20 protein-coding genes are annotated in these 22,998 nt (G+C 63.4%); 9 read left to right on the forward strand and 11 right to left on the reverse strand.

From position 1 onward, the window contains the following. Positions 1–20: 20 nt before the first annotated feature. The 5 genes from pheS to infC form a co-directional block, all read right to left on the reverse strand. Positions 21–1,106 carry a phenylalanine--tRNA ligase subunit alpha gene (gene pheS / locus DZG07_RS02580; RefSeq protein WP_119814042.1) on the reverse strand — a complete coding sequence of 362 codons (1,086 nt, stop codon included), beginning with the start codon at positions 1,104–1,106 and terminating at the stop codon, positions 21–23. A 97-nt stretch (positions 1,107–1,203) separates the two neighbouring features. Further along, positions 1,204–1,605: a 50S ribosomal protein L20 gene (gene rplT, locus DZG07_RS02585; protein ID WP_091915625.1), complete on the reverse strand. Its 402-nt coding sequence runs from the start codon at positions 1,603–1,605 to the stop codon at positions 1,204–1,206. An 85-nt stretch (positions 1,606–1,690) separates the two neighbouring features. Beyond that, positions 1,691–1,894 carry a 50S ribosomal protein L35 gene (gene rpmI, locus DZG07_RS02590; RefSeq protein WP_091915627.1) on the reverse strand — a complete coding sequence of 68 codons (204 nt, stop codon included), beginning with the start codon at positions 1,892–1,894 and terminating at the stop codon, positions 1,691–1,693. Between the two features lie 199 nt (positions 1,895–2,093). Further along, positions 2,094–2,714, reverse strand: a complete 621-nt coding sequence (locus tag DZG07_RS02595) for an isoprenylcysteine carboxylmethyltransferase family protein (protein ID WP_091915629.1) — start codon at positions 2,712–2,714, stop codon at positions 2,094–2,096. A gap of 127 nt (positions 2,715–2,841) precedes the next feature. After that, positions 2,842–3,378, reverse strand: coding sequence for a translation initiation factor IF-3 (infC, locus tag DZG07_RS02600; RefSeq protein WP_091915946.1), 537 nt, complete (start codon positions 3,376–3,378; stop codon positions 2,842–2,844). Positions 3,379–3,583: 205 nt separating this feature from the next. Between infC and DZG07_RS02605 the strand changes: the two genes are divergently transcribed. The 9 genes from DZG07_RS02605 (at position 3,584) to DZG07_RS02645 (ending at position 12,364) form a co-directional block, all read left to right on the forward strand. Further along, a complete protein-coding gene (locus DZG07_RS02605; RefSeq protein ID WP_119814044.1) occupies positions 3,584–4,357 on the forward strand; it encodes an alpha/beta hydrolase in 774 nt (257 codons plus the stop codon). Positions 4,358–4,361: 4 nt separating this feature from the next. Then, positions 4,362–5,504, forward strand: a complete 1,143-nt coding sequence (locus tag DZG07_RS02610) for a benzoate/H(+) symporter BenE family transporter (RefSeq protein ID WP_119821325.1) — start codon at positions 4,362–4,364, stop codon at positions 5,502–5,504. Between the two features lie 220 nt (positions 5,505–5,724). Continuing rightward, the gene (locus DZG07_RS02615; protein ID WP_091915635.1) at positions 5,725–6,186 is read left to right on the forward strand and encodes a DUF2852 domain-containing protein; all 462 of its coding nucleotides are present in this window, start codon (positions 5,725–5,727) and stop codon (positions 6,184–6,186) included. Positions 6,187–6,338: 152 nt separating this feature from the next. Next, positions 6,339–7,097 carry a M48 family metallopeptidase gene (locus DZG07_RS02620; protein ID WP_119814046.1) on the forward strand — a complete coding sequence of 253 codons (759 nt, stop codon included), beginning with the start codon at positions 6,339–6,341 and terminating at the stop codon, positions 7,095–7,097. A 74-nt stretch (positions 7,098–7,171) separates the two neighbouring features. Continuing rightward, positions 7,172–7,831 (forward strand): phosphoribosylanthranilate isomerase, encoded by a 660-nt coding sequence (locus tag DZG07_RS02625; RefSeq protein WP_119814048.1) that lies wholly within the window; start codon positions 7,172–7,174, stop codon positions 7,829–7,831. 113 nt (positions 7,832–7,944) lie between these two features. Then, entirely contained in the window at positions 7,945–9,165 is a 1,221-nt protein-coding gene (trpB, locus tag DZG07_RS02630; protein WP_119814050.1) for a tryptophan synthase subunit beta, read from the forward strand. A gap of 2 nt (positions 9,166–9,167) precedes the next feature. Further along, entirely contained in the window at positions 9,168–10,007 is an 840-nt protein-coding gene (gene trpA / locus DZG07_RS02635) for a tryptophan synthase subunit alpha (RefSeq protein WP_119814052.1), read from the forward strand. Positions 10,008–10,043: 36 nt separating this feature from the next. Beyond that, positions 10,044–10,970, forward strand: a complete 927-nt coding sequence (gene accD, locus DZG07_RS02640; RefSeq protein WP_119821327.1) for an acetyl-CoA carboxylase, carboxyltransferase subunit beta — start codon at positions 10,044–10,046, stop codon at positions 10,968–10,970. 62 nt (positions 10,971–11,032) lie between these two features. Further along, positions 11,033–12,364 (forward strand): folylpolyglutamate synthase/dihydrofolate synthase family protein, encoded by a 1,332-nt coding sequence (locus tag DZG07_RS02645; RefSeq protein WP_119814054.1) that lies wholly within the window; start codon positions 11,033–11,035, stop codon positions 12,362–12,364. A 937-nt stretch (positions 12,365–13,301) separates the two neighbouring features. Here DZG07_RS02645 and DZG07_RS02650 read toward each other — a convergent pair. The 6 genes from DZG07_RS02650 to tsaE all read right to left on the reverse strand — a co-directional run bounded on the left by DZG07_RS02650 (position 13,302) and on the right by tsaE (position 22,987). Beyond that, positions 13,302–13,583, reverse strand: coding sequence for a cupin domain-containing protein (locus DZG07_RS02650; RefSeq protein ID WP_091915649.1), 282 nt, complete (start codon positions 13,581–13,583; stop codon positions 13,302–13,304). A gap of 135 nt (positions 13,584–13,718) precedes the next feature. Beyond that, positions 13,719–14,042, reverse strand: a complete 324-nt coding sequence (gene trxA, locus DZG07_RS02655; RefSeq protein ID WP_091915651.1) for a thioredoxin — start codon at positions 14,040–14,042, stop codon at positions 13,719–13,721. Between the two features lie 74 nt (positions 14,043–14,116). Then, a complete protein-coding gene (gene addA / locus DZG07_RS02660; protein WP_119814056.1) occupies positions 14,117–17,641 on the reverse strand; it encodes a double-strand break repair helicase AddA in 3,525 nt (1,174 codons plus the stop codon). Next, positions 17,638–20,769: a double-strand break repair protein AddB gene (addB, locus tag DZG07_RS02665; protein ID WP_119814058.1), complete on the reverse strand. Its 3,132-nt coding sequence runs from the start codon at positions 20,767–20,769 to the stop codon at positions 17,638–17,640. The genes addA and addB overlap by 4 nt, the downstream gene beginning before the upstream one ends. Further along, on the reverse strand, positions 20,766–21,491 hold the full coding sequence (locus tag DZG07_RS02670) for a nucleotidyltransferase family protein (protein WP_119814060.1): 726 nt from the start codon (positions 21,489–21,491) through the stop codon (positions 20,766–20,768). Before DZG07_RS02670 ends, addB begins: the two co-directional genes overlap by 4 nt. Continuing rightward, positions 21,488–22,987: a tRNA (adenosine(37)-N6)-threonylcarbamoyltransferase complex ATPase subunit type 1 TsaE gene (gene tsaE / locus DZG07_RS02675; protein WP_119814062.1), complete on the reverse strand. Its 1,500-nt coding sequence runs from the start codon at positions 22,985–22,987 to the stop codon at positions 21,488–21,490. Before tsaE ends, DZG07_RS02670 begins: the two co-directional genes overlap by 4 nt. Positions 22,988–22,998: the final 11 nt, after the last annotated feature.

A 22,998-nucleotide genomic window follows, 5' to 3' on the forward strand; every position in this document is an offset into this window, starting at 1 on the left:
TTCTGTCCCTTGCCGCGCGATCAGTTGCTCAACCCGCCGAACAAAGTCGGCATGTCGAGCGGGCGGAAACCGTAGTGCTGGAGCCAGCGGACGTCGGCGTCGAAGAAGGCGCGCAGGTCCGGCATGCCGTATTTCAGCATGGCGATGCGGTCGATGCCCATGCCCCAGGCAAAGCCCTGATACTCGTCGGGATCGAGCCCGCCGGCGCGCAGCACGTTCGGGTGAACCATGCCGCAGCCGAGGATTTCCATCCAGTCGCTGCCCTCACCGAAGCGCACTTCGCCCGGCCGCGAGCGGTCGCACTGGATGTCGACTTCCAGGCTTGGCTCGGTGAATGGGAAGAAGCTCGGGCGGAAGCGCATGTTCAGCGACGGCACTTCGAAGAAGGCCTTGCAGAACTCCTCCAGCACCCACTTCATGTTGGCGACATTGGCGGTTTTGTCGATGACCAGCCCCTCGACCTGATGGAACATCGGGGAGTGGGTGGCGTCCGAATCCTGCCGGTAGGTCTTGCCGGGAATGACGATGCGGATCGGCGGCTTCTGCGTTTCCATGGTGCGGATCTGCACCGGCGAGGTGTGCGTGCGCAGCACCTTGCGCTCACCCTTCTCGTCCGGGTTGAAGAAGAAGGTGTCGTGCATTTCGCGGGCCGGATGGCCTTCAGGGAAATTCAGCGCGGTGAAATTGTAGTAGTCGGTCTCGACATCCGGGCCTTCGGCGATGGCGAAGCCGAGATCGCCGAAGATCGCCGCGATCTCGTCGATGACCTGGCTGATCGGGTGGATGCGGCCGCGCTCGGCCGGCGACTGGCGCACCGGCAGCGTCACGTCGAGCTTTTCGGCGACGAGGCGCGCGGTGATCGCGACGTCCTTCAGCTCGCCCTTGCGCGCGGCGAGCGCTTCGGTGACGCGGTTTTTCAGGCCGTTGATGGCCGGACCATTGGTCTGGCGCTCTTCTGGCGTCATCGACCCCAGGGTCTTGAGCAATTCCGATATGGAACCCTTCTTGCCAAGTGCTGACAGGCGAACGGCTTCGATTGCCTGTTCGTCGGCAGCCGACCCAATGTCGCTCAGCAGCGATTCTTCGAGCGTTGCAATATCACTCATGTCTCGGACCCGTTTTTGGCAAAGAAAAACCCGCGCCAGCCCTGCCGGCGCGGGTTTCCCAAATCATAAAATCGAAAGCTTGGGAAGCGCGGCGGCCTTAGGCGACTGCGCTTTCAAAAGCGTTCGGGGTGGTGTTCTTCAGATATTCAAGCGCGACCTTGGCCTTGCCGACGAGCACGACGAATGCCTGCGGCTCGTGGATAGCCATGTCGGACAGAACCTTGCGGTCGATCTCGATGCCGGCCTTGTTGAGACCGTCGATGAAACGGCCATAGGTCAGGCCATGCTCGCGAACGGCGGCGTTGATGCGCTGGACCCACAGAGCGCGGAAATTGCGCTTGCGGTTCTTGCGATCGCGATAAGCGTACTGCAGCGACTTCTCGACTGCCTGCTTGGCGATGCGGATGGTGTTCTTGCGACGGCCGTAGAAACCCTTGGCGGCTTTCAGGACCTTCTTATGCTTGGCGTGCGAGGTGACGCCTCTCTTTACACGTGCCATGTCATGATCTCCTTAAAACGCTTTGTCTGTTCGCATGGCGCTTGTCCAAAAAGTCTGCAACTTTTTGGGGCCATGCTTGCCCGGCTCAGAGGCCGTTCGGCAGAAAATTCTTGATGACCTTCTTGGCATCGGGCTCAGCGAGAACCATGGTGCCGCGGGCATCGCGAATGAACTTGTTGCTGCGCTTGATCATGCCGTGGCGCTTGCCGGCAGCAGCCGACAGAACTTTACCGGTTGCAGTGATCTTGAACCGCTTCTTGGCGGCCGATTTGGTCTTCATCTTGGGCATTTTGCTACTCCGTGTTCTTTAAGAGGTCCCCGTCGTGCCTACGGCACTCCGCGCCTCTTGTTGTTTGCTTCGGGCAGACCAATGCCCGAAAAGCATTAGAAACCGCCACGGCATGCCCTGCCGGACGGTTCTTGGACGCGGCCTTATAGCGATGCGCCGTCAAAAGCGCAACCGGTGAATCGCTGCGGGCAGCGTCAGGTCAATAAAGCCGCAGAAAGACCGGCAAATAACCGGCATTCTGGAGATATTCCACGAACTCGAAGAACGGATAGGCGGCCAGAAACAGCAGGCCGTCCGTAAAGGTGCGATAGAGTATCTGCGGCCGCACCGAAAGCAGTTCGCTTTCCTTAAAGAGGCTGAAGCGTGGGAAGAAGCGCGGCACCTCGCGCATATAGCGCTCGTAAGGCTCGCCGAAGGCCTGCTTCAGGTAAGCCTCCTCGACGAGGGTGACCGAATGAAACGCCACGTAGGTGATGACCGCGAAGGCCACCGCCACCGTGATGCTGCCGGTCATGGCGCCGATGCCGGCTGCGCCGATCGTGCTGAAGACATAGAGCGGGTTGCGGGTGACTGAATAAGGACCGCCCCTGACGATCTCCGAGCCCTTGCGCCCGCCGATATACATAGTGCACCAGGTGCGGCCGAGGATGGCCGCCAGGATCGCAGCACCACCGAACATCTCGACATATTCGTGCAGGTCGTCGTCTGACACCATGGCCGACTGGACGAACAGCAGAGCAGCGAAAATCACCACGACGAGTATCGCAAGCACGATACGTCGGCGCTGCTGGTAACGGCTCAATTCGGCGGATGGAGACATCTCGGTTCTCGAAAACAAAGAAGGGCTGCGGCATCCGAAGTTTCGACGAACGCCGCGCCCATTCAAAAATTTTGCTCAATGAACCCTGAAAAGGACTGGGTTCATCCGTGGCAGGCAGCGCGCAAACTCAGCGCGGCGCCAGAACCATCATCATCTGACGGCCTTCGAGCTTCGGCTCGGCCTCGACCTTGGCGATCGTGGCGACCTCTTCCCGAACCTTGTTCAGAAGCTGCATGCCGAGTTCCATATGGGCCATTTCGCGGCCACGGAAACGCAGGGTCAGCTTGACCTTGTCGCCTTCCTCGAAGAAGCGGCGAACCGCCCGCATCTTCACCTCATAGTCATGGGTGTCGATGTTGGGGCGCATCTTGATCTCCTTGATCTCGATGATCTTCTGATGCTTGCGCGCCTCTGCCGCCTTCTTCTGGTTGGCGTATTTCAGTTTGCCGAGGTCGAGAATCTTGACGACCGGCGGCTGTGCGTTGGGGGATATCTCGACGAGGTCCAGGCCCGCCTCTTCGGCAGCCAGCAGAGCATCGTTGATTGAAACTTCGCCGCGATTGCTGCCATCTACATCGATGAGCTGAACCCGGGGAACCCGGATATCGCGATTGGAGCGCGGGCCATCCTTGGTGGGCGCCGCTGCTTTGAAGGGTCTGCGAATGGTCGTTGTCTCCTCGAACCGTTGACGTTCATTTCGTGGGTTGCGCCTATGTCGGTACGGCGCGGAGCAAGTCAATAGCACAGCAAACAGAATAAATCACCTGACTCGATATTGGCCCACCAAGCCCGTTACATTCGCTGTCTTGTGGGCCTTTCCGCCGGATTCGAGCTGTGTCAAAAGAGCGTCACCCGACAGGAAAGAAGACATGACCGAAACGCCACCGGACTTTCTTGACGTAGCCGGCACCGCGATCGCCTTCCGTCATCTCGACGGCAAAGTGCCCGGGATCGTCTGGCTCGGCGGCTTCCGCTCCGACATGCTCGGCACCAAGGCCGAGACGCTGAGCGACTGGGCCGAACGTCACGGCCGCGCCTTCCTGCGGCATGATTATTCAGGTCACGGCGAGTCCGGCGGCGCCTTTGCCGACGGCACGATCTCCAAATGGCTGGCCGAGAGCCTCGCCGTGTTCCGGAAATTTACCCACGGCCGGCAAATCCTCGTCGGTTCGTCCATGGGCGCGTGGATCGCGCTGCGGATGGTCGAGGAGCTGCGCAAGTCCGGTGAAGGCGAGCGCGTCGGCGGCCTGGTGCTGCTGGCGCCGGCGCCTGACTTCGTCTCCGAACTGATGGAGCCGCAGTTGAACGAAGCCCAGCGGCGCGATCTCAGGGAAAAAGGGTTTTTCGAGGAGCCGTCGGAATATTCGCCGGAACCCAATGTCTACACCCGCGCGCTGTTTGAGGATGGGAGAAAAAACCGGGTGATGACCGGGCCGATCGATACGCATTGTCCCATCCACATCCTGCAAGGACTGGCGGACCCCGATGTCCCGCACAGCCACGCCTTGAAGCTCGTCTCCTGCCTGCCTGCCGACGACGTCACGCTGTCTCTCATACCGGAGGGCGACCACCGCCTGTCGCGGCCGCAGGATCTGGACATGCTTTTGCGCGCAGTCGAAGCCATCAGTGCGCAGGCGGGCTGACGGCATGCGGCTTTCCATTCCGGTCTCCGCCTTCGTCGCGGCAATCGTTGGGTTTGGCGGCACGCTGGCGCTGATCATCGCCGCCGCCGATGCGGTCGGCGCGTCGCGCGAGCAGACGGCAAGCTGGGTCACCGCGATCTGCCTGGCCATGGCGTTCGAAACGGCCTGGCTGAGCTGGCGAACGAGAATGCCGGTCATCACCGCATGGTCTACGCCGGGAGCGGCGCTGATTGCTGCCAGCTCCGGCTTCAACATGAATGACGCGGTCGGCGCTTTCATCGTCACGGCGGTGCTGTTGATCATCACCGGCCTGTTCAAGCCGCTGACGCGGCTGATCGCGAAAATCCCCGCCTCGGTCGCCTCGGGAATGCTCGGCGGCATCGTCGTCACCTTCGCCATCAATGCGGTGAAGACGGTTCCGGTAGATCCTGTCCTCATCCTGCCGCTGATCGCGGCCTTCTTTGTCATTCGCGTGTTCAATCCGGCGCTTTCGGTGCTGGCGGTGCTGGTCGGCGGCGGGGCGATCGCATTCCTGACCGGCCGTGTCGGCGGGTTGCCCACGCCCGAACTTTCGACGCTGACGCTGATCAGCCCGTCCTTTTCGCCCGCCGTCATCGTCGGTCTGGCGATACCGCTCTATCTCGTGACCATGGCCTCGCAGAACCTCTCCGGCCTCGCCGTGCTGCGCGCTGCCGGCTACGATCCGAACCCCGGGCCGCTGATCTCGGTGACGGGATTGTGCTCGCTGCTGACGGCCCCTTTCGGCGCGCTGACCACCAATCTGGCGGCAATATCGGCAGCGATCTGCACCGGGCCAGACGTTCACCCCGATCCGGCCGAGCGCTGGAAGACCGGACCGTTCTACGCGCTCGCCTATCTCGTCTTCGCCATTTTCGGCGCATCGCTGGTGGCGATTTTCGCCGTGCTGCCGCAGAGCCTGATAGTGCTGGTTGCCGGCCTCGCGCTGATGGCGCCGCTCGCCAATGCGCTGTCGATCGCGCTCAAAGACGAGAGCGAACGCATGGCGGCAACGACCGCCTTTGCGGTGACCGCGTCTAGCCTGACGCTGTTCGGCATCGGCGCCGCATTCTGGGGTCTGGTTGCCGGAATGGTTGTCCTTGCGCTCGATTTTCTCAAAAAACGCTGACGCATAATTCAAAAAAGCCGAAACAATTCCTCGGAAAGAATTATTCGTAGATTCAAAGTATTACAGCATCCGTTGGGCGTTCAACGCCCCTTCGGCGCTGTAAATTTTCCAAAAGCTTGTCCGGTTTTCAACAAAACCGTCTTGAATAGCCATTTTTCCGTTCCCATTTCGAATTGAAGCAGCCGGATTGGCTGCCTCCAACTGAAGGAACCGGAGAAACATGAACACGACTGCACTGATCCGTCCGGCATGGACGCCGGCAACCATCGCGTTGATGGTGATCGGCTTCATGGTGTTCTGGCCGCTTGGCCTCGCCATGCTTGCCTACATCATCTGGGGCGATCGGCTTGAAGGCTTCAAGCGCGACGTAAACCGCGCAACCGACGGCATCTTCGCCGGCTGCCGCCGCGGCTCCGACAAGGCTGCCCGCTGGGGCAAGGGCTCCTACACGCCCACCGGCAACGTCGCCTTCGACGACTGGCGCGAGAAGGAACTCGAGCGCCTTGCCGAAGAGCGCCGCAAACTCGACGAGACGCTGGCCCAGTTCGACGACTATGCCCGCGAACTGCGCCGCGCCAAGGACCAGGAAGAATTCGACCGCTTCATGGCCAACCGCAACAAGTCGACCGCGCCGACGACCACCAAGCGTGGCGGCAAGTCCGGCCTGCTTGATGAAGCATAAGGCTTTGTCCTGACAAGAAGTTCGAACGGCGTCGCATTCGCGGCGCCGTTTTCCTTTATGCCTACGCCGTTCCTCTCCATCAAAATTCCGCCCGAAAGACCTGCGCTTTTCAGGTAGAATTCCTTCCAGCGCGAATCACGTACCGTCACCTGATGCCCTTCGGTTTTCTGAAAAAATTGCAGGCCCGCCCCGTAGCTCCGGTGCTTGAGCGGGAGCATGTCGTCGCCGGCCGCGCGCTGCCGCTGCGCATCGTCGAGAACGATCGCGCGCGGCGGCTGACCCTGCGCATCGATTCAGGCGGCCGCGGCCTGCGCATCACCGTGCCGCCGGGCCTGGCGCGCGGCGAGGTCGACCGCTTCCTGCACCGGCATCAGGGCTGGCTGGAACAGCGCCTGGCCAAGGTGCCCGATCGCCCGCAGGTGCGGCCGGGCATAAAAATACCCGTTCGCGGCGTGCCGCATATGATCGTGCATGAGCCCGGCAAGCGCGGCACGGTGACGGTTTCGCATGACGACAGCGGCCCGACGCTGGTCGTGCATGGCGACCGGCTTCATCTGCCCCGCCGCATTGCCGATTTCCTCAAGCGCGAGGCCAAGCGCGATATCGAACAACTGGTGGCGAAGCACGCTGCGGCGGCAGGCCGAAAGGCCAAGGCGATCCGCTTTCGCGACACGTCGAGCCGCTGGGGCTCCTGCACGTCCGACGGCACGCTCTCCTTCTCGTGGCGCATCATGATGGCGCCTGCGCCGGTGATAAATTATCTCGTCGCGCATGAAGTGGCGCATCTGCGCGAGATGAACCACGGCCCGAAATTCTGGAAGCTCTGCGAGGAGCTTTGCCCCGACACCGAACGCTGCAAGGCCTGGCTGAAGCGCAATGGCGGGGCGCTGCAGGCGATCGTGTTCGAGTGAGCCGGTGCCCTGAATAAGGTTTTCACGCGCTCTTTTCCTCGACTTCGCCGCCTTTTCATGGCAATTCCCGCGCCATGGCACTCGACATCAAAATCTGTGGCTTGAAAACCGATGAGGCCCTTGCTGCCGCCCTTGCGGGCGGCGCGAGCCATGTCGGCTTTATTTTCTTCCAGAAGAGCCCGAGAAACATCAATCCGCTCGAAGCCGGAAGGCTGCGCGAAATCGCGCGCGGGCGTGCCAAGGCGGTTGCGGTGACCGTCGATGCCGACGATCAGACGCTGGACCATATCGTCGCTTCGATGACGCCCGACATGCTGCAGCTTCACGGCCATGAGACGGTCGAACGTGTGGCCGAGGTCAAGGCGCGCTATGGCCTGCCGGTCATGAAGGCCTTTGCCGTTCGCGAAGCTGCCGATATCGATGCAATTGCGCCTTACATCGGCGTTGCCGACCGCTTCCTGTTCGACGCCAAGCCCCCACTGGGATCGGAGCTGCCCGGCGGCAACGGCGTGTCCTTCGACTGGCGCCTGCTTACGGGTCTCGAGAGCCAGGTCGACTACATGCTTTCCGGCGGCCTCAACGCCGCCAATATCGGTGAGGCCCTGCGCCTTACGAACCCGCCCGGCATCGACATATCGTCCGGCGTGGAAAGCGCTCCCGGCGTCAAGGACGTGGCGCTGATCGACGGTTTCTTCCGGGCCGTGCGGGCGGCGACAGATAATCGCGCCGCCTGACGATGTGCAGAGAGCAGTTTACATTTAACCCCCGAAAGGCTTAAGGCTCGGCAAGATCGTGCAAGGGCAGTAGCAGGCTGCCCTGCCGCCGCCCGGACCAACAGGATACTGCGATGAACAAGCCGGCAGAGCCCAATTCCTTCCGCACCGGACCCGACGAACAGGGCATGTTCGGCATTTTCGGCGGCCGCTTCGTCGCCGAGACGCTGATGCCGCTCATCCTTGACCTGGAGCGCCACTGGAACGAGGCCAAGAACGATCCGGCCTTCAAGGCGGAACTGCAGGATCTTTCGACCCATTATGCCGGCCGGCCGTCAAAACTCTATTTCGCCGAAGGCCTGACAAAACATCTCGGTGGCGCGAAAATCTATTTTAAGCGCGAGGACCTGAACCACACCGGCAGCCACAAGATCAACAACTGCCTCGGCCAGATCCTGCTTGCCAAGCGCATGGGCAAGACGCGCATCATCGCCGAAACCGGCGCCGGCCAGCATGGCGTTGCCTCGGCGACCGTGGCGGCGCGCTTCGGCTTTCCCTGCATCGTCTATATGGGCGCCACCGACGTCGAGCGGCAAAGCCCCAACGTGTTCCGCATGAAGCTGCTCGGCGCCGAAGTGCGGAGCGTCAGCGCCGGCCACGGCACGCTGAAGGACGCCATGAACGAGGCGCTGCGCGACTGGGTCACCAATGTGCACGACACCTATTACCTGATCGGCACGGCAGCCGGCCCGCATCCCTATCCGGAACTGGTGCGCGACTTCCAGTCGGTGATCGGCATTGAAGCCCGCGCCCAGATCCTCGAACAGGAAGGCCGCCTGCCCGACGTTATCGTTGCGGCCGTCGGCGGCGGTTCCAACGCCATCGGCCTGTTCCATCCGTTCCTCGACGACCGCAACGTCAAGATCGTCGGCATCGAGGCCGGCGGCCGTGGCCTCGACGGCATCGAACATTGCGCCTCGATGAATGCCGGCAAGCCGGGCGTGCTGCATGGCAACCGCACCTATCTCCTGCAGAACGATGACGGCCAGATACTCGACGGCCACTCGATCTCCGCTGGCCTCGACTATCCCGGCGTCGGTCCAGAGCATAGCTGGCTGCGCGACAGCGGTCGTGTCGACTACGTGCCGATCCTCGACAATGAGGCGCTGGAGGCCTTCCAGCTGACCACGCGCGTCGAAGGCATCATCCCGGCGTTGGAATCGGCGCATGCGATTGCCCATGCGGTGAAGGTCGCGCCGACGATGGGCAAGGATCAGGTCATGATCGTCAATCTTTCGGGCCGTGGCGACAAGGACGTCCACACCGTCGCCAAGATGCTGGGAATGGAGATCTGACCATGAGCACCCGCATCGAACGCCGCTTCGACAAGCTCAAGGCCGAAGGCCGCCCCGCGCTCGTCACCTATTTCATGGGAGGCGACCCCGACTACGAAACGTCGCTCTCCATCATGAAAGCGCTGCCCAAGGCCGGCAGCGACGTGATCGAGCTTGGCATGCCTTTTTCCGACCCGATGGCCGATGGCCCGGCGATCCAGGCCGCCGGACTGCGCGCGCTGAAGGCTGGCCAGACGCTGAACAAGACGCTGCAGATGGCGCGCGAGTTTCGCGCCACCGACAATGAAACGCCGATCGTGCTGATGGGCTATTACAACCCGATCTATATCCACGGCGTCGACCGTTTCCTTGCCGACGCCATCGACGCCGGCATAGACGGGCTGATCGTGGTCGACCTGCCGCCGGAAATGGACGAAGAGCTTTGCGTTCCGGCCATAAAAGCCGGCATCAACTTCATCCGGCTGGCGACGCCCACCACCGACGACAAGCGCCTGCCCAAGGTTTTGGAAAACACCTCCGGCTTCGTCTATTACGTGTCGATGACCGGCATCACCGGCTCGGCGCTGGCTGACACGTCCAAGGTCGCCGAGGCCGTTACCCGCATCAAGAGCCACACCGATCTGCCGGTCTGCGTCGGTTTCGGCGTGAAGACCGCCGAACAGGCACGGGTGATCGGCGCGTCGGCCGACGGCGTGGTGGTCGGCACCGCGATCGTCAATGCGGTCGCCAACGTCATCGGCCCCAGGGGCGAGATGACAGCCAACCCGGCCGAGGCGGTTGCCACGCTGGTCAATGGCCTGGCGCAGGGCGTTCGTTCCGCCCGCCTTGCTGCTGCCCAATAAAGTACCCATGTCTTTGACATCACAGGAATGGATGCCATGAACTGGATAACCAATTACGTCCGCCCGAAGATCAACTCGATGCTCGGCCGGCGCGAAATGCCGGAAAATCTCTGGATCAAGGATCCCGAGAGCGGCGAGATGGTCTTTCACAAGGACCTCGAGAGCAACCAGTTCGTCATCCCGTCCTCCGGCCATCACATGAAGATTTCGGCGCGCGAGCGGCTGAAATTCTTCTTTGACAATGGTGCCTTCGAGACGCTGGAAAACCCGAAGGTCGCCACCGACCCGCTGAAATTCCGTGACGAAAAGCGCTATGTCGACCGGCTCAAGGACGCCAAGGCCAAGACCGGCCTGGAAGACGCGATCCTGAATGCGCTCGGAACCATTGAGGGATTGCCCGTGGTCGCCACCGTGCAGGATTTCGCCTTCATGGGCGGCTCGCTCGGCATGGCTGCCGGCGATGCGATCATCCATGCCTTCGAGACGGCAGTCGAAAAGCGCCGCCCGATGATCCTGTTTGCCGCTTCCGGTGGCGCGCGCATGCAGGAAGGCATCCTGTCGCTGATGCAACTGCCGCGCACGACCGTCGCGCTCGACCGGCTGAAGGAAGCGGGCCTGCCCTATGTCGTCGTGCTGACCAACCCGACGACCGGCGGCGTCACGGCGTCCTATGCGATGCTGGGCGACGTTCACATTGCCGAGCCGGGCGCGCTGATCGGCTTTGCCGGCCCGCGCGTCATCGAGCAGACCATCCGCGAAAAGCTGCCGGACGGCTTCCAGCGCGCCGAGTATCTGATGGATCACGGCATGGTCGACATGGTCGTCTCGCGGCTGGAGTTGAAATCGACCATCGCCCGCCTGCTCAAAATCCTGATGATGACGCCGGAGGCATCCAAGCCGGAAAAGTCGGAAATCGTGCCGGCACCCGTCGTCGTGACGACTGAGGCGCGTCCTCAGGCCTGATAGAGTCGAAGGCGGGGTCCAAAAAATTCCCGCCCACGACTTCTGCTCCCGGAGGAGCCTTCATGTCCACTCTGCTCGCCGATCGCGAAATCGAGCGCCTGATGACGCTGCACCCGAAAGGCTTCGACCTTTCGCTGGACCGGGTTTCGCGCCTGCTCGGCCGTCTCGGCAACCCGCAGGACAGGCTGCCGCCGGTGATCCATATCGCCGGCACCAACGGCAAGGGCTCGGCGGCAGCCTTCTCGCGCGCCCTGCTCGAGGCGGCGGGCTATCGCGTGCATGTCCATACCTCGCCGCATCTGGTTCACTGGCACGAGCGCTACCGGCTGGCGGCAGATGGCGGCGGAAAGTTCGTTTCCGACGATGTGCTGGCCGACACCATCACGCGCGTCGCCGAGGCCAATCGCGGCGAGACCATCACCGTCTTCGAGATTTTGACGGCGGTTACCTTCCTTCTGTTCGCCGAGCACCCGGCCGACGCCGCGATCATCGAAGTCGGGCTCGGTGGCCGCTTCGACGCGACGAATGTCATCCGCAAGCCGGCGGTTTCCCTGATCATGCCGGTGTCGCTCGATCACGAAGCCTATCTCGGCGATCGGGTCGAGCTCATCGCCGCCGAAAAGGCCGGCATCATCAAGCCGGGCTGCCCGGTGGTTGTCGGTGCGCAGGAGAACGGCACCGCGCAGGACGTGATCATGGAGACGGCGGATCGCCTGGGCTGTCCGGTGCAGGTCTACGGCCAGGAGTTCCTTGCCGCCGAAGAGCATGGCCGTTTGATCTACCAGGACCAGACCGGCCTGATGGATCTTTCGCCGCCGCGCCTGCCGGGCCGCCATCAATACGCCAACGCGGCCGCCGCAATCGCTGCGGTCAAGACGGCCGGTTTCGAGATCAGCGAAGCATCGGCCAACAAGGCGATGACCACCGTGTCGTGGCCCGGCCGCATGCAGCGGCTGACGCAGGGCGCGCTTGTCGACCTGGCGCCACCCGGTGCCGATATCTGGCTCGACGGCGGCCACAATCCCGGCGCGGGCGTGGTGATCGCCGAAGCGCTGGCCGAGCAGGAAGAAAAGCTTGCGCGGCCGCTGTTCCTCATCTGCGGCATGATCAACACCAAGGACCAGACCGGCTATTTCCGCGCCTTCCACGGCATCGCCCGTCATGTCTACACGGTGCCGGTGAGCCTCAGCGAAGCGGGCGTGCCGAATGGCGAACTCGCCGCCCGCGCCAACGAGGCCGGGCTTTCAGCGGAGCCGGTCAGCTCCGTTGCCAACGCACTGATGCTGCTGCGCGACACCTGGGGCGAAAAGGAAGCACCACCTCGCATCCTGATCGGCGGTTCGCTTTATCTGGCGGGAGCGGTGCTTGCGGAGAACGGCACGCCGCCGGTGTGAGAGTCTGCGTTTCCCTCCCACTTGAGGGGAGGGTGGCGGCGAAGCCGCCGGGTGGGATCGCTGCGGCAGTGCTCGACGTTCCTTTGGCGTAGAGCGCTGCCTTGACTGACCCCACCCGCTTCCTTCGCTTCGCTCAGTCCGCGACCTCCCCTCAAGGGGGAGGTGGACGCACTTCATCATCGCCACGCCCGGTTTTCACCGTCTGTCCGTTGTCAAAGAACATTTTTCCTTGCTCATGACTCGCTATCTCGACCCGGCTTCGCCGATCGAGGCATCATGAGGGAAGACGGGCGGTCGTTGGATCGCTCGTTTATTGTATTTATCTGCGGTCCTTCGACCGCCCGTTCAGTGCTCTTGTCCCGCTCAGTCGCCTCCACATTCGCGTGGCCAGCCGCCGCCAAGACCCGGACTTAGGGGCTCATCACCCAGCAGCGCTACCGCAGCACCACCAGCCCGGACACCGCCGTCCCCCACGCTCATCCGGTTCATGACCCGTGTTCCCGGTGAGGACGATGGAGGGATTATGCGGGAGGCGGAAAGGGTGGGGATAAATCAGGCGTGAAAAAATGTTCGGCGTGAATGGAAACAATAGGTTAGTTGGAAATTGGCTAAGAATCTTTCCACACCTTCGTAAGCCTTGAGCTGAGCAAAACCCTCTCCGTCGTCATCCCGGCCAACCGAGCGAAGCGAGGGCAGAGCCGGGACCCATTGACCAGCACGGCCGGGTACCGAGTTCGCACATTGGTGTTGACCAGCGCCAAGGCAAGGACCGGACCGCGCCTGATGATGCCGCGGCCAATAGATCCCGGATAACCTCCGCTTCACTCCGGTTTCCGGGATGACTACTTCACGACTGCGATAGCCAATCGCTTACTGTTGGCCTCTTCCCTTCGTCATTCTCGAGCTCGTGAACGAGCGGACGACGTCAGCATGAAGGCTATTTCAGCTCGATCTCGATGAAGGCATATTCGCCGTCATTGGCGTTGATGACGTCGTGCTCGACGCCTTCGGAGCGGAAATAGGGGACGCCCTGTTTCATCTCGGCGAAAGACTCTCCGTCCCTGGTGAGCAGTTTCACCTTGCCGTCCATCAGCGGCACGACGACGTAGTCGTGGCCATGACGGTGCCAGCCGGTATTGGCGCCCGGCGCAAAGCGCCATTCGGTGACGATGACGCGCTCATTGTCGACGAAGACGGTTGGCTTGGCTGTTCCGGACATTTTTTCTGCTCCTTTGTTCGCCCAAGCGATCAAGGAATGAAAAGCGCCTTGCGAGAAGAGCCAGCTGGAAAATTCCGACAGCCAACAAAAAGCCCGGCACGATGGCCGGGCTTTGAATTTTCGTATTTCGGACGATCAGGCGACGTTGCCGCCGATCCAGTGCGAAAGTGCCGTCTTGGGCAGCGCGCCGACCTTGATGTCGGCCACTTCACCGCCCTTGAAGATCATCAGAGTCGGGATGGAGCGGACGCCGAACTGGGCAGCAATTTCCGGATTCTCGTCGATATTGAGCTTGGTGATCTTCACCTTGCCGGCCAATTCGGTCGAAATTTCCTCGAGCGACGGGCCGATCATCTTGCAGGGGCCGCACCATTCTGCCCAGAAATCGACGACGACGGGACCCGAAGCGTCCAGCACGTCAGACTGAAAATTGCTCTTGTCGACCTTGACTGTGGCCATGATGAAATCCTTTCCGGGTTCGATGTCGCGCTATATGTGGTGTCGGCCTTGCAGGCGTTCAAGCAGACCTTGTGTCACGCCTGTGTGAGTCGGACAAGGGCATCGTCCATCGCGGTTTCGGGAATCCGCATCAGGTTGGGCGCCTCCGTAAACAGAAGGGCCGCCGAAACCTTGTGGCGCGGATAAAGCGGCTGGAGCAATGCACGGTAGAGTGCGAGTTGCGTGACATAGGACAGCGGAACATCACTGAACAACGCGGGGGCCGGCCGGTTGGTCTTGTAGTCGACGATGAAGACCTCGTCGGCGGTGACGGCCAGCCGGTCGATCTTGCCCGAAACCGAGCGTGGCTTGCCGCGAACCGTGACGCTGCCCATGATCGACACTTCCGCGCGCGAGCCCGCCCCGAACAGGGGCGCGAAATCCGGAGATGCCAGAATGTCCTGCACCGAGGCGAGTGCGGCGTGACGCTCCTGCTCCGGCCAGCCTGCGGCGATGCGCTCGAGATAGCGCAATGCAGCGGCGTTCCTTTCCGTCAGGGGAATATCCGGCAGCATCTGGAGCAGCTTGTGCAGCGCCAGGCCGCGGGCAATGGCGAAACCCGGCTCGATCTCGGGATCGAGCACCGGCGAGCGGTCCGACACGACCGGTTCCTTCGTTTCCTCGATCAGCGCCGAGGCGCCGGACGGGGACAGAGGGCGCGGCAGGCGTTCCACGGGCGGCAGCGGCTTCAGCAGATGCGGCGGCATCGGCGAGGATGACAGCACCGGCGTTTCGGGCGTCTCGGCGGCGGCCTGCGCGGTGGTGAACGGCGTGACGCGAAAACGGTGCACCGTATCGTCGATGACCGGGTGCTTGCGTTCCTCGCTGTGCTCGATGCCGACCAGCGCCCGGGTCACGAGAGCATGCCATGTCGCGGCGTTCTGCGCGCGCTTGCCGTGATAGCCACAGACGATCAGGCGGTCCTCGGCGCGCGTCATGCCGACATAGAGCAACCGGCGATATTCGTCGTCGGCGCGCTCCTTCGCCTCGCCGCCCGCAGCCTGCGAGAACAGGTTGGCGACGTCGCTGCCCGAGCGCCAGAGGAAAGCTTTGACGTGCCGCAATTCCTCGCCCTTCGGCTGGAACGGCATCAGCCGCGGCAAATGCTGGTCGCTGAAGGGGGCGGCCCCGCCATCGACAAGGAACACGACCGGCGCTTCGAGCCCCTTGGCTGCGTGGACGGTCATGATGCGGACTTCGTCGCGCGTCTGGTCCATCTCGCGCTTGATCTCAGGACCGGCGCTTTCGAGCGTTGCGAGGAAGGATTCGAGGCCGGGAAGGCCCGTGCGTTCCTCAGCAAGACAGAAATTCAGGAATTCGTCGAGGATATCGCCGGCGTCCTGGCCGAGGCGCGCGACCATCTTCCTGCGCACGCCGTCGCGGCCGAGAATGCCGGAATAGAACTCGAACACCGGCCTGAAGGCCGATTGCGTCGACCATTCGGTGAGGCGTTTTACGGTCTCGGCCAATTGCTGAGAATTTTCGGCCAGTTGCCGGAGCGATGCATATAGGGACAGCCCGCCGGCGCGACCGGCGGCAAGATCGAAAAGCGTGTCTTCGCCGAGCTGGAAGATCGGGCTTTTCAGCACCGCCGCCAGCGACAGGTCATCCTCCGGCTGGATCATGAAACGGCCAAGCGCCATCAGATCCTTGACCGCGATATGGCCGGGCAGGCTCAGGCGGTCGGCGCCGGCGACCGAAATGTTGCGGTTCTTCAGGCTGCGGGCCAGCGCATGGACGAAACGGTCGCGCTTGCGCACCAGCACGATGACGTCGCCGGCGCTGAGTTTTTTTCCGGTGCCTTCGATGATCTCGCCCGAGCGTATCCAGTTCTGGATGGTCGCAGCGACATTTTCGGCAACGCGCACGGCAGGGGCATGGGCATGGTCGACGGCCTGCGTCCAGTCGTCCGGCTCTTCCGCCGCATCGGCCCCGACCGAAGGCCAGACCTCGACATAGCCGGGCGCGCCGGCGCGGATGGCGTTGTGCTGGACCGGGCCGGGATCGAGCGTGATGCCGCGTTTCGCCTCGTCGCTGGCAAAGACCCGGTCGACGGCCTGCAGCACGTCTTCGGTGGAGCGGAAGGACAGCGTCAGCTTGACCGGCTCGAAGCTGCGGTTGGCGGCGCGGATCTTCTGCGAAAATTCCTGGCCGCTGCGGGCAAAGGATTCGGGCGCTGCGCCCTGGAAGGAATAGATCGACTGCTTTTCGTCGCCGACGGCAAAGACCGTGCGGTGGACGTTGTCGCGCGCACCGAAGCCGGCAAAGAATTCCTCGGCCAGCCGCTTCACCACTTCCCACTGGTCGGGGCTGGTGTCCTGCGCCTCGTCGAGCAGGATATGGTCTATGCCCTTGTCGAGCTTGTATTGCACCCATGGGCCGGCATCCTGCCTGGCCAGCAGGCGCACGGTGCGGGTGATGAGATCGTTGAAATCGAGAAAGCCGCGCCCGGTCTTCAGCCGCTCGTAGCGGGCGATCAGCCAGTCGGCGATGGTGAGGGCTGCGCGCGTGCCTTCCAGCATGCGGAAGGTGGCAAGGCGATCGGACGTCTCGATGATCGCAGCGGCAGCAGCGGCATAGCGCTCCGCAAGGTCGGGCATGCGGTCGTGCAGCGCTTTCTTGAACGTCTTGACCGGGTCGTAGGAATCGCCATCCGACTTCAAAAAGCCTTTCGCCAGCAGTTTCAGCCGGGCGACCGGGTCGGGTTCGGCAAAAGCCAGGATCACATCCGGAATGATGCTGTCCAGCGCGCGGCGGGCATCGACGGCGGCGGCCTGATTGGCGAACTCGGTGAAGTAGTCGGCTGAAAAGCCCGGCAGCGGCCAGATCGAGGCGGCAATGTCTTCCGCCGTGTCCTCCGGGGAGAAGCCGAATTCGGCAAACAGCATGGCATAGGGCACGGTGTCGTGTGCTGCGGCATCGATGAAATCGCGCAAGCCGTCGCGCTTGCGCACGATCTCGCCGAGCAACGCGTCGAGCCCGGCTTCGCCGCCACGCTCCAGCACCATGGCGAAGGCCTCGCCGAGTTCGGGATTGTCGGATGCGACCGCGCCCGTCACCATCTCGCGCCGTGCGGTGGCAAACAGCGTTTCTTCCATCAGCGGGTCGAGCATCTGGAAGTGTGCTGCGATGTTGGCTTCCAGCGGAAACTGATGCAGCACGGATTCGCAGAAAGCATGGATGGTCTGGATCTTCAGGCCGCCCGGCGTTTCCAGCGCCTGCGCGAAAAGCCGCCGCGCCCGGCGCAGCTTTTCGGCATTGGGCGCCTTGTTGTCGATCTTCTCGATCTCCGCCCGCAAGGCCGCGTCGCCGAGCATGGTCCATTTCGACAGATTGCCGAAGACGCGGTTCGACATATTGGCGGCGGCGGCGCGCGTATAGGTCAGGCAGAGGATTTTGGATGGGTCCGTGCCTTCCAGCAGAAGGCGGATGACGCGCTGGGACAGCACATGCGTCTTGCCTGAGCCGGCATTGGCCGACACCCAGGCGGAATTCTGCGGGTCGGAGGCTCGCGCCTGCCGGTCAGATGTCTCGGCGGGGACGGGATAGGTCTTTTTCATGCGTCGTCGCCGCCATTGTCAGCGCCGTCACCGCCGGCTGACCATTCGAGGACGCGGGCGAGATGGTCGTAGTCGCCGTCCGTCTCGCCTTCGCGGAAAGGCAGCGCGCGCGACAGGTAGCCCGTTTCGAGCCGGCCATAATGCTTGAGCAGTTCCTCGAGCCGGTGCCAGGCTTCTTCCGAGAGATCGCCGGCCGTGCGTGGCTTGCGGTTGTATTCGAGGATCGATTCCTCGAAGACCTCGCCATTGGGCTTGAAGCGGACGAAGGCCAGTTGCGAAGGCTCCAGCCGGCCGAGTTCGCGGAATGCGCCGCGCTTCAGTAGCGCGCCTTCCAGCGCCAGCTGGGGTGCAAGCAGCGTATGCGCCTGCGCCTTGGACGGCGACGAGCCGGTCTTGTAGTCGAGAATGTCGGCCATGCCTGCGGGCAGCACATCGACGCGGTCGGCATAGCCCGAGAGAGTTACGCCCGAAGCGCCGACGACGGTCTTTTCGGCGCGCTCCTCGGCGTGGCGGGTGTTCACCGAGGGCGCGCGCGTGCGCTCCCAGGAGATGATGTTTTCGGCCAGCTTTTCGAAGCGCGGCCACCAGATCGCATGAACGTCAGCCGGCAAAAGAGCCTCTATAAAACAGGTGCGGCCGGCGTCGAGCAGGACATCGAGCGCCGAACCATCGCGCGGATCGACGCTAGATGCCGAAAAGCGATGCATGATGGCGTGGAACAGGGTACCGCGCTCGGCCGCACCGGGGTCGCGCACCAGCGGATCGAGCGGCATCAGGCCGAGGATGCGGCGGGCGTAGATCGCATAGGGATCGCGGCGCAAGGTCTCGATCTCGGTGACGGAGAAATGGTGCGGCCGCGCCTCGAGCGGCGGCTTGGGCTGCGGGCGCTCGGCGAAAGGAATTTGCGGCCCGCCATCCAGCGCCCTTGCCCAGCCGAGCAGTTCGTTGCCGCGCGCGCGCATGGCTTGCGCCTGCTCGGCCCCGGCAAAGGTGAGGATGCGCTGAAGCCAGCGCGACGGAACCGCCGGCGCATCGCCCGAGCGGGCAGAGCGGGCGAGGATGACCTTGCTGGCACCCATCGCCATTTCGAAATCATGCGCCGACTGGCCGATCCGGCGCTCCGGCGGCTCGAGGTCGATGCCGGTCTTCATGATGCGCGACATGAAACGGTCGGCCTGGGCCTTGCGCGGCCACACGCCTTCGTTCAGGCCGCCGACCACCAGCGTATCGACGGACAGGAGGCGGGCTTCCAGCGCGCCCCAGATCGAGACGCGGCTGTCGCTACCATAGGCCGGCTTGACCACTTCCGGCGCGACCAGCGCGTCCATGATGTCGGGCCATTCCTCAGCCGGGAAGGAGAAGGGCGCACTCGCCGCCACGAGCCCGCGCAGGAGTTCGGCCAGCTTTTCGCCGGCGTCGCCGGCATAGAGCTCGGTGAGGCTACCGTCTGCGCCTCGCCCGAGGGCTTCCATAGCCGTGACCGTCGCGCGGATGATGGCGGCAAGTTCGACCGTCTGGTCGTTGCGGAAGGCAACCAGAGGCGCCAGCGCATCGTGAAGGCGTGCAAGCATCGCCCGCGCTTCATCGATGCGTCTGACCGTCATGCGCGAAAACCAGAACGGTTTGCGGCCCTCGTCGGCCAGCGCTTCAAGCCGCTTTTCGAAAAGCGCGCCGAGGCTGGCGACATCCGGCCGGCCGGTACCGCCGCGCAGCGCCACCAGCTCGATCGTCTCCGCAGCATGGCGCACCGTGGAACGCTCGATGCCGAGCGAGAGCAAGGGGTGCTTGAGCAGCGACAGGACCGCCACCGGATCGCCGGGATTGAACGCCGCCTGCAACATGAGACGCAGGAAAGCGCCGGGCGGCGTATTGGAAAGCGGCGTGCCGCCGGAATCATCGGCCTGGATGCCGAAACGCAGCAGCTCGGCCGAGACGCGGCGCGCCAGATTGCGGTCGCCTGTCACCAAGGCGGCGGTGCTGTCCGGCGCCTCGATCGCGCGGCGCAATGCGATGGCGATCGCGACGGCTTCGTCGCGCTCGCTGGCGGCTTCCAGCAGCGTCACATCGGCGAATGCGCCCGTCAGGCTTTCCTCCGATATTCTTTGCCGATGGTCCGCCCAATCGTCGGTGGTTTCGGCCGGCAGCAGGGCTTGCCCGACGAATGAGGCGCGCTGCGCAAGATCAGGTTTGACGGTGCCGATCTCGTCGACATCGGCGCGCAGGACGCCGAGTTTTCGCAGCAGCTTGGCCAGGCCGTATTGCGGGTGACCGAGCACGGAAGGTTGCGGCGCATCGCCCGCAATCACCGACCAGGAGCGCTCGTCCATGCGCTTGTCGAGGCCCGGCAGCACGACCGCACCACGCGGCAGGCGGGCGATGGCCGACAGCAACTCGGCGGTGGCCGGAATGGAACCGGTGGAGCCGGCGGCGATGATCGGCCCCTGTGGCGGGTCGAGCCTAAGCCGCTCGGCCTCTAGCCGGATCAGGGCGCTGCGATGGGCGGCAGGATTTGACAGGTCGCGCTCGGCCAGCACGGCCGGCCAGCTGGTCATGACGATTTCGAGGAAATCCAGCGTCACCTGCCACCAATTGGCGAGGTCGCCGGAAACCAGATCGCGCAGCCGCGACCACTCGGAACCTTCGGTTTCGATCTCATCCATCAGGCCGGCCAGATCGCGGGCAAGCCAGACGGCGTCGGCCGAGGAGGCAGGCACAACGATCTCTTCCTCGAAAAGGCTGGCGACATGGGCCGGCAGGCGCCGCTTCCAGCTGCGGACCAATGGCGCCAGCAGAAGCAGGCGATCGATCGACGCGATCGGCGGCGCCAGATCAAGGCTGGCAGAGCCTTCCGGATTGAACAGCGCCTCATCCTCGTCGAATTCGCCAAGCGGGCGAATGGTCGGCAGGATGGCCGCGCGACCGCCGGAGCTGTCGACGAAAACGCCGCGCAGCTCGCGCGCGGCACGCCGCGTCGGCACATAGATCGTGACATCGGCAAGGGCCAGCGGGTCGCCGTCGAAACGAAACCCAGGGATCAGCCGGCCGGCAAGCAGTTCATCGGCAAGCGTCGGCAGAAAGGCGGCACCGGGCGGGATCGACAAGACCCGCGGCGTCGAGCGTAGACTCATGCGTCCTGCGCCAGCGCGGCGGCAACCACCGCTTCAGCCGGTGCGATGGCATCCGGCGTGCCGACCGTGATCCACTGGCCTTCCATCTTCATGCCGAACAGGCGGCCGTCCGCGATGGCGCGATCGAAATAGAGGTTGAGCGAATGCGGTGTTGGTTCGGCGCCGTCGAAAATGCGCGGATTTATGATTGCCGCGCCGGCATAGATCATACCCGTCGGATCGCCGGCGGCGCGCGCCAAAGTGCCGTCGGGCGCGGCAAGGAAATCCGTGCCGCCGCTGTGTCCGGTCGCCGAGTCGAGATCTGCAAGCATCAGAAGAATATCCATTCTCGATGCATCCCAGGCAAGGGCAAGCCGTTTCAGGTTCGGCTCGTCCCGATCGATCCAGAAGGTGTCGGCGTTCAGGATGTAGAAGGGTTTTGCGCCTAGTTCCGGCAGTGCCTTGACGATGCCGCCGGCCGAGTTGAGCAGGCTTTCGCTCTCATCGGAGATGATGATTGCCGGCTGCTTGCGGCCCGCGACATGGGCGACGATCTGCTCGGGAAGATAGTGGACATTGACCACCGCCCTGGTGACGCCGGCGGCGGCAAGACTGTCGAGGCCCCAGTCGAGCAGCGTCTTTCCGGCGATGCGCACCAGCGGCTTGGGCAGCGTTTCGGTGATCGGCAGCATGCGCTTGCCGAGGCCGGCAGCCAGCACCATGGCAATTTTTGGAGCGGTCAAATCGATGCGTCCTCAGTGAGGCCGTGACGGTGATAGAAATCGCGCAGTTCGGCAAGTGCCGGATGGGAAAGCGCGCGGCGCAGATAGTCGCGGATGCGCGGCAGATGCTTCAGATAGTCCGGCTTGCCATCGCGGCGATCGAGGCGAACAAAAATGCCGAGGATTTTTGAATTCCGCTGCGCGGCCATGATCGCGTAGGCTTCCGCGAAAGCATTGGCGTCGAAACCGCCTGCGCTCGAGCGCGTGGCGACATAGGCTTCGACCGTGCTTGCATCGATCTCGACCGGCACCGTCACGCGGGCATCCATGGCGAGCGAGGCAACATCATAGGCGGCGGGACCGATCAGCGCATCCTGGAAATCGATGATGCCGAGCCGGTCATGGCCGGTTCGGTCGCCGCGCCAGATGATGTTGGGCGAATGGAAATCGCGCAGCATCAGGGTTTTTTCCGCCTTGTCGACGCGGTCGAAAAGATCGTTCCAGACCTGCCGGAAGCCGGCACGGAGCGCATCGTCTGGCTGCTTGCCGGCAACCGCAGCAAAATACCAGTCGAGCAGGAGTTCGACCTCGATCATCATCGCATCGCGATCGAAGGGCGGCACGGTGTGCACGACGCCGGGTTCGATGTCGATGCGATCCGGCCAGCTCTTGCCGTGCATCATGGCGAGCAGTTCTGCGGCGGCGGCATAGCGCCCGGCCACCGGCTTGCCCGCTTCCAGAAAACCTTCCGCGCCGAGATGTTCGATCAGCAGGAAACCGGCTTCGAGGTCCTGGGCGTGGATTTTCGGGACCGTGACATCGCCTTCCCGCAAGGCGCGGTCTATGGCGACGAAGGCCGAAACAGACTGCGCCGTGTGGGCGATCTCGGCATAGGGCTTTCCATCGCGCACCGGAGGCCCGAGCACCAGCCGAGGCGAGTTCATCAGCACACGTGCGGGCTGATCGCCAAGCGTGACGATCTCGTAGGACCGCGCGGAGGCATCGCCGACGAAATGGCTGCGGTGAGCCTCGCCCCAACCGGCGGCGTGTAAAAAATCACGCGTGGCGAAGGAACGTGCGATGCGCTCGCCGAGCGCGCCGGACGCTGAAATCCTGACTGTGCGTCCTTCGCCTTCCTCGACCAGTTCGACCCGGGCTGCGGAAGGCGGCAATCTGTCTCCGGCCTTTTCGGGCCATTCGACCAGTGCCGCGCCCTGTTCCAACGCATCTTCAAAGCCGAGCTCGTCGAGCTCGTCGGCGGAGGACAGCCGGTAAAGGTCGAAATGATGGACCGGCACGCGCGTTTCGTAGGACTGGACGAGCGTGAAGGTCGGGCTCGGGACTTCGAGCTCGGCGTCGCCCGCAAGAGCGCGGATCAGGCTGCGCGCCAGCGTCGTCTTGCCGGCGCCGAGATCGCCGTGCAGCGCAAGCACATCGCCCTTGCGCAACGTCAGCGCCAGGTCTTCGCCCAGCCGGACGGTCGCCTGCTCGTCGGCCAAAAAACGCTCGAACTCCATGGCCATGGAGA

Origin of the sequence: Mesorhizobium sp. DCY119, from assembly GCF_003590645.1 — a bacterium.
Classification (GTDB): domain Bacteria; phylum Pseudomonadota; class Alphaproteobacteria; order Rhizobiales; family Rhizobiaceae; genus Mesorhizobium_M.

What these genes read in the sequence shown, in the direction of transcription:
- DZG07_RS02625 (WP_119814048.1), top strand. Translation starts at nt 7,172, where the DNA reads ATGGCACTCGACATCAAAATCTGTGGCTTGAAAACCGATGAGGCCCTT.
- DZG07_RS02615 (WP_091915635.1), top strand. Translation starts at nt 5,725, where the DNA reads ATGAACACGACTGCACTGATCCGTCCGGCATGGACGCCGGCAACCATC.
- addA (WP_119814056.1), bottom strand. Translation starts at nt 17,641, where the DNA reads ATGAAAAAGACCTATCCCGTCCCCGCCGAGACATCTGACCGGCAGGCG.
- tsaE (WP_119814062.1), bottom strand. Translation starts at nt 22,987, where the DNA reads ATGGAGTTCGAGCGTTTTTTGGCCGACGAGCAGGCGACCGTCCGGCTG.
- trxA (WP_091915651.1), bottom strand. Translation starts at nt 14,042, where the DNA reads ATGGCCACAGTCAAGGTCGACAAGAGCAATTTTCAGTCTGACGTGCTG.
- DZG07_RS02605 (WP_119814044.1), top strand. Translation starts at nt 3,584, where the DNA reads ATGACCGAAACGCCACCGGACTTTCTTGACGTAGCCGGCACCGCGATC.
- DZG07_RS02595 (WP_091915629.1), bottom strand. Translation starts at nt 2,714, where the DNA reads ATGTCTCCATCCGCCGAATTGAGCCGTTACCAGCAGCGCCGACGTATC.
- trpA (WP_119814052.1), top strand. Translation starts at nt 9,168, where the DNA reads ATGAGCACCCGCATCGAACGCCGCTTCGACAAGCTCAAGGCCGAAGGC.
- trpB (WP_119814050.1), top strand. Translation starts at nt 7,945, where the DNA reads ATGAACAAGCCGGCAGAGCCCAATTCCTTCCGCACCGGACCCGACGAA.
- rplT (WP_091915625.1), bottom strand. Translation starts at nt 1,605, where the DNA reads ATGGCACGTGTAAAGAGAGGCGTCACCTCGCACGCCAAGCATAAGAAG.
- DZG07_RS02610 (WP_119821325.1), top strand. Translation starts at nt 4,362, where the DNA reads ATGCGGCTTTCCATTCCGGTCTCCGCCTTCGTCGCGGCAATCGTTGGG.
- DZG07_RS02650 (WP_091915649.1), bottom strand. Translation starts at nt 13,583, where the DNA reads ATGTCCGGAACAGCCAAGCCAACCGTCTTCGTCGACAATGAGCGCGTC.
- DZG07_RS02620 (WP_119814046.1), top strand. Translation starts at nt 6,339, where the DNA reads ATGCCCTTCGGTTTTCTGAAAAAATTGCAGGCCCGCCCCGTAGCTCCG.
- DZG07_RS02645 (WP_119814054.1), top strand. Translation starts at nt 11,033, where the DNA reads ATGTCCACTCTGCTCGCCGATCGCGAAATCGAGCGCCTGATGACGCTG.
- pheS (WP_119814042.1), bottom strand. Translation starts at nt 1,106, where the DNA reads ATGAGTGATATTGCAACGCTCGAAGAATCGCTGCTGAGCGACATTGGG.
- addB (WP_119814058.1), bottom strand. Translation starts at nt 20,769, where the DNA reads ATGAGTCTACGCTCGACGCCGCGGGTCTTGTCGATCCCGCCCGGTGCC.
- rpmI (WP_091915627.1), bottom strand. Translation starts at nt 1,894, where the DNA reads ATGCCCAAGATGAAGACCAAATCGGCCGCCAAGAAGCGGTTCAAGATC.
- accD (WP_119821327.1), top strand. Translation starts at nt 10,044, where the DNA reads ATGAACTGGATAACCAATTACGTCCGCCCGAAGATCAACTCGATGCTC.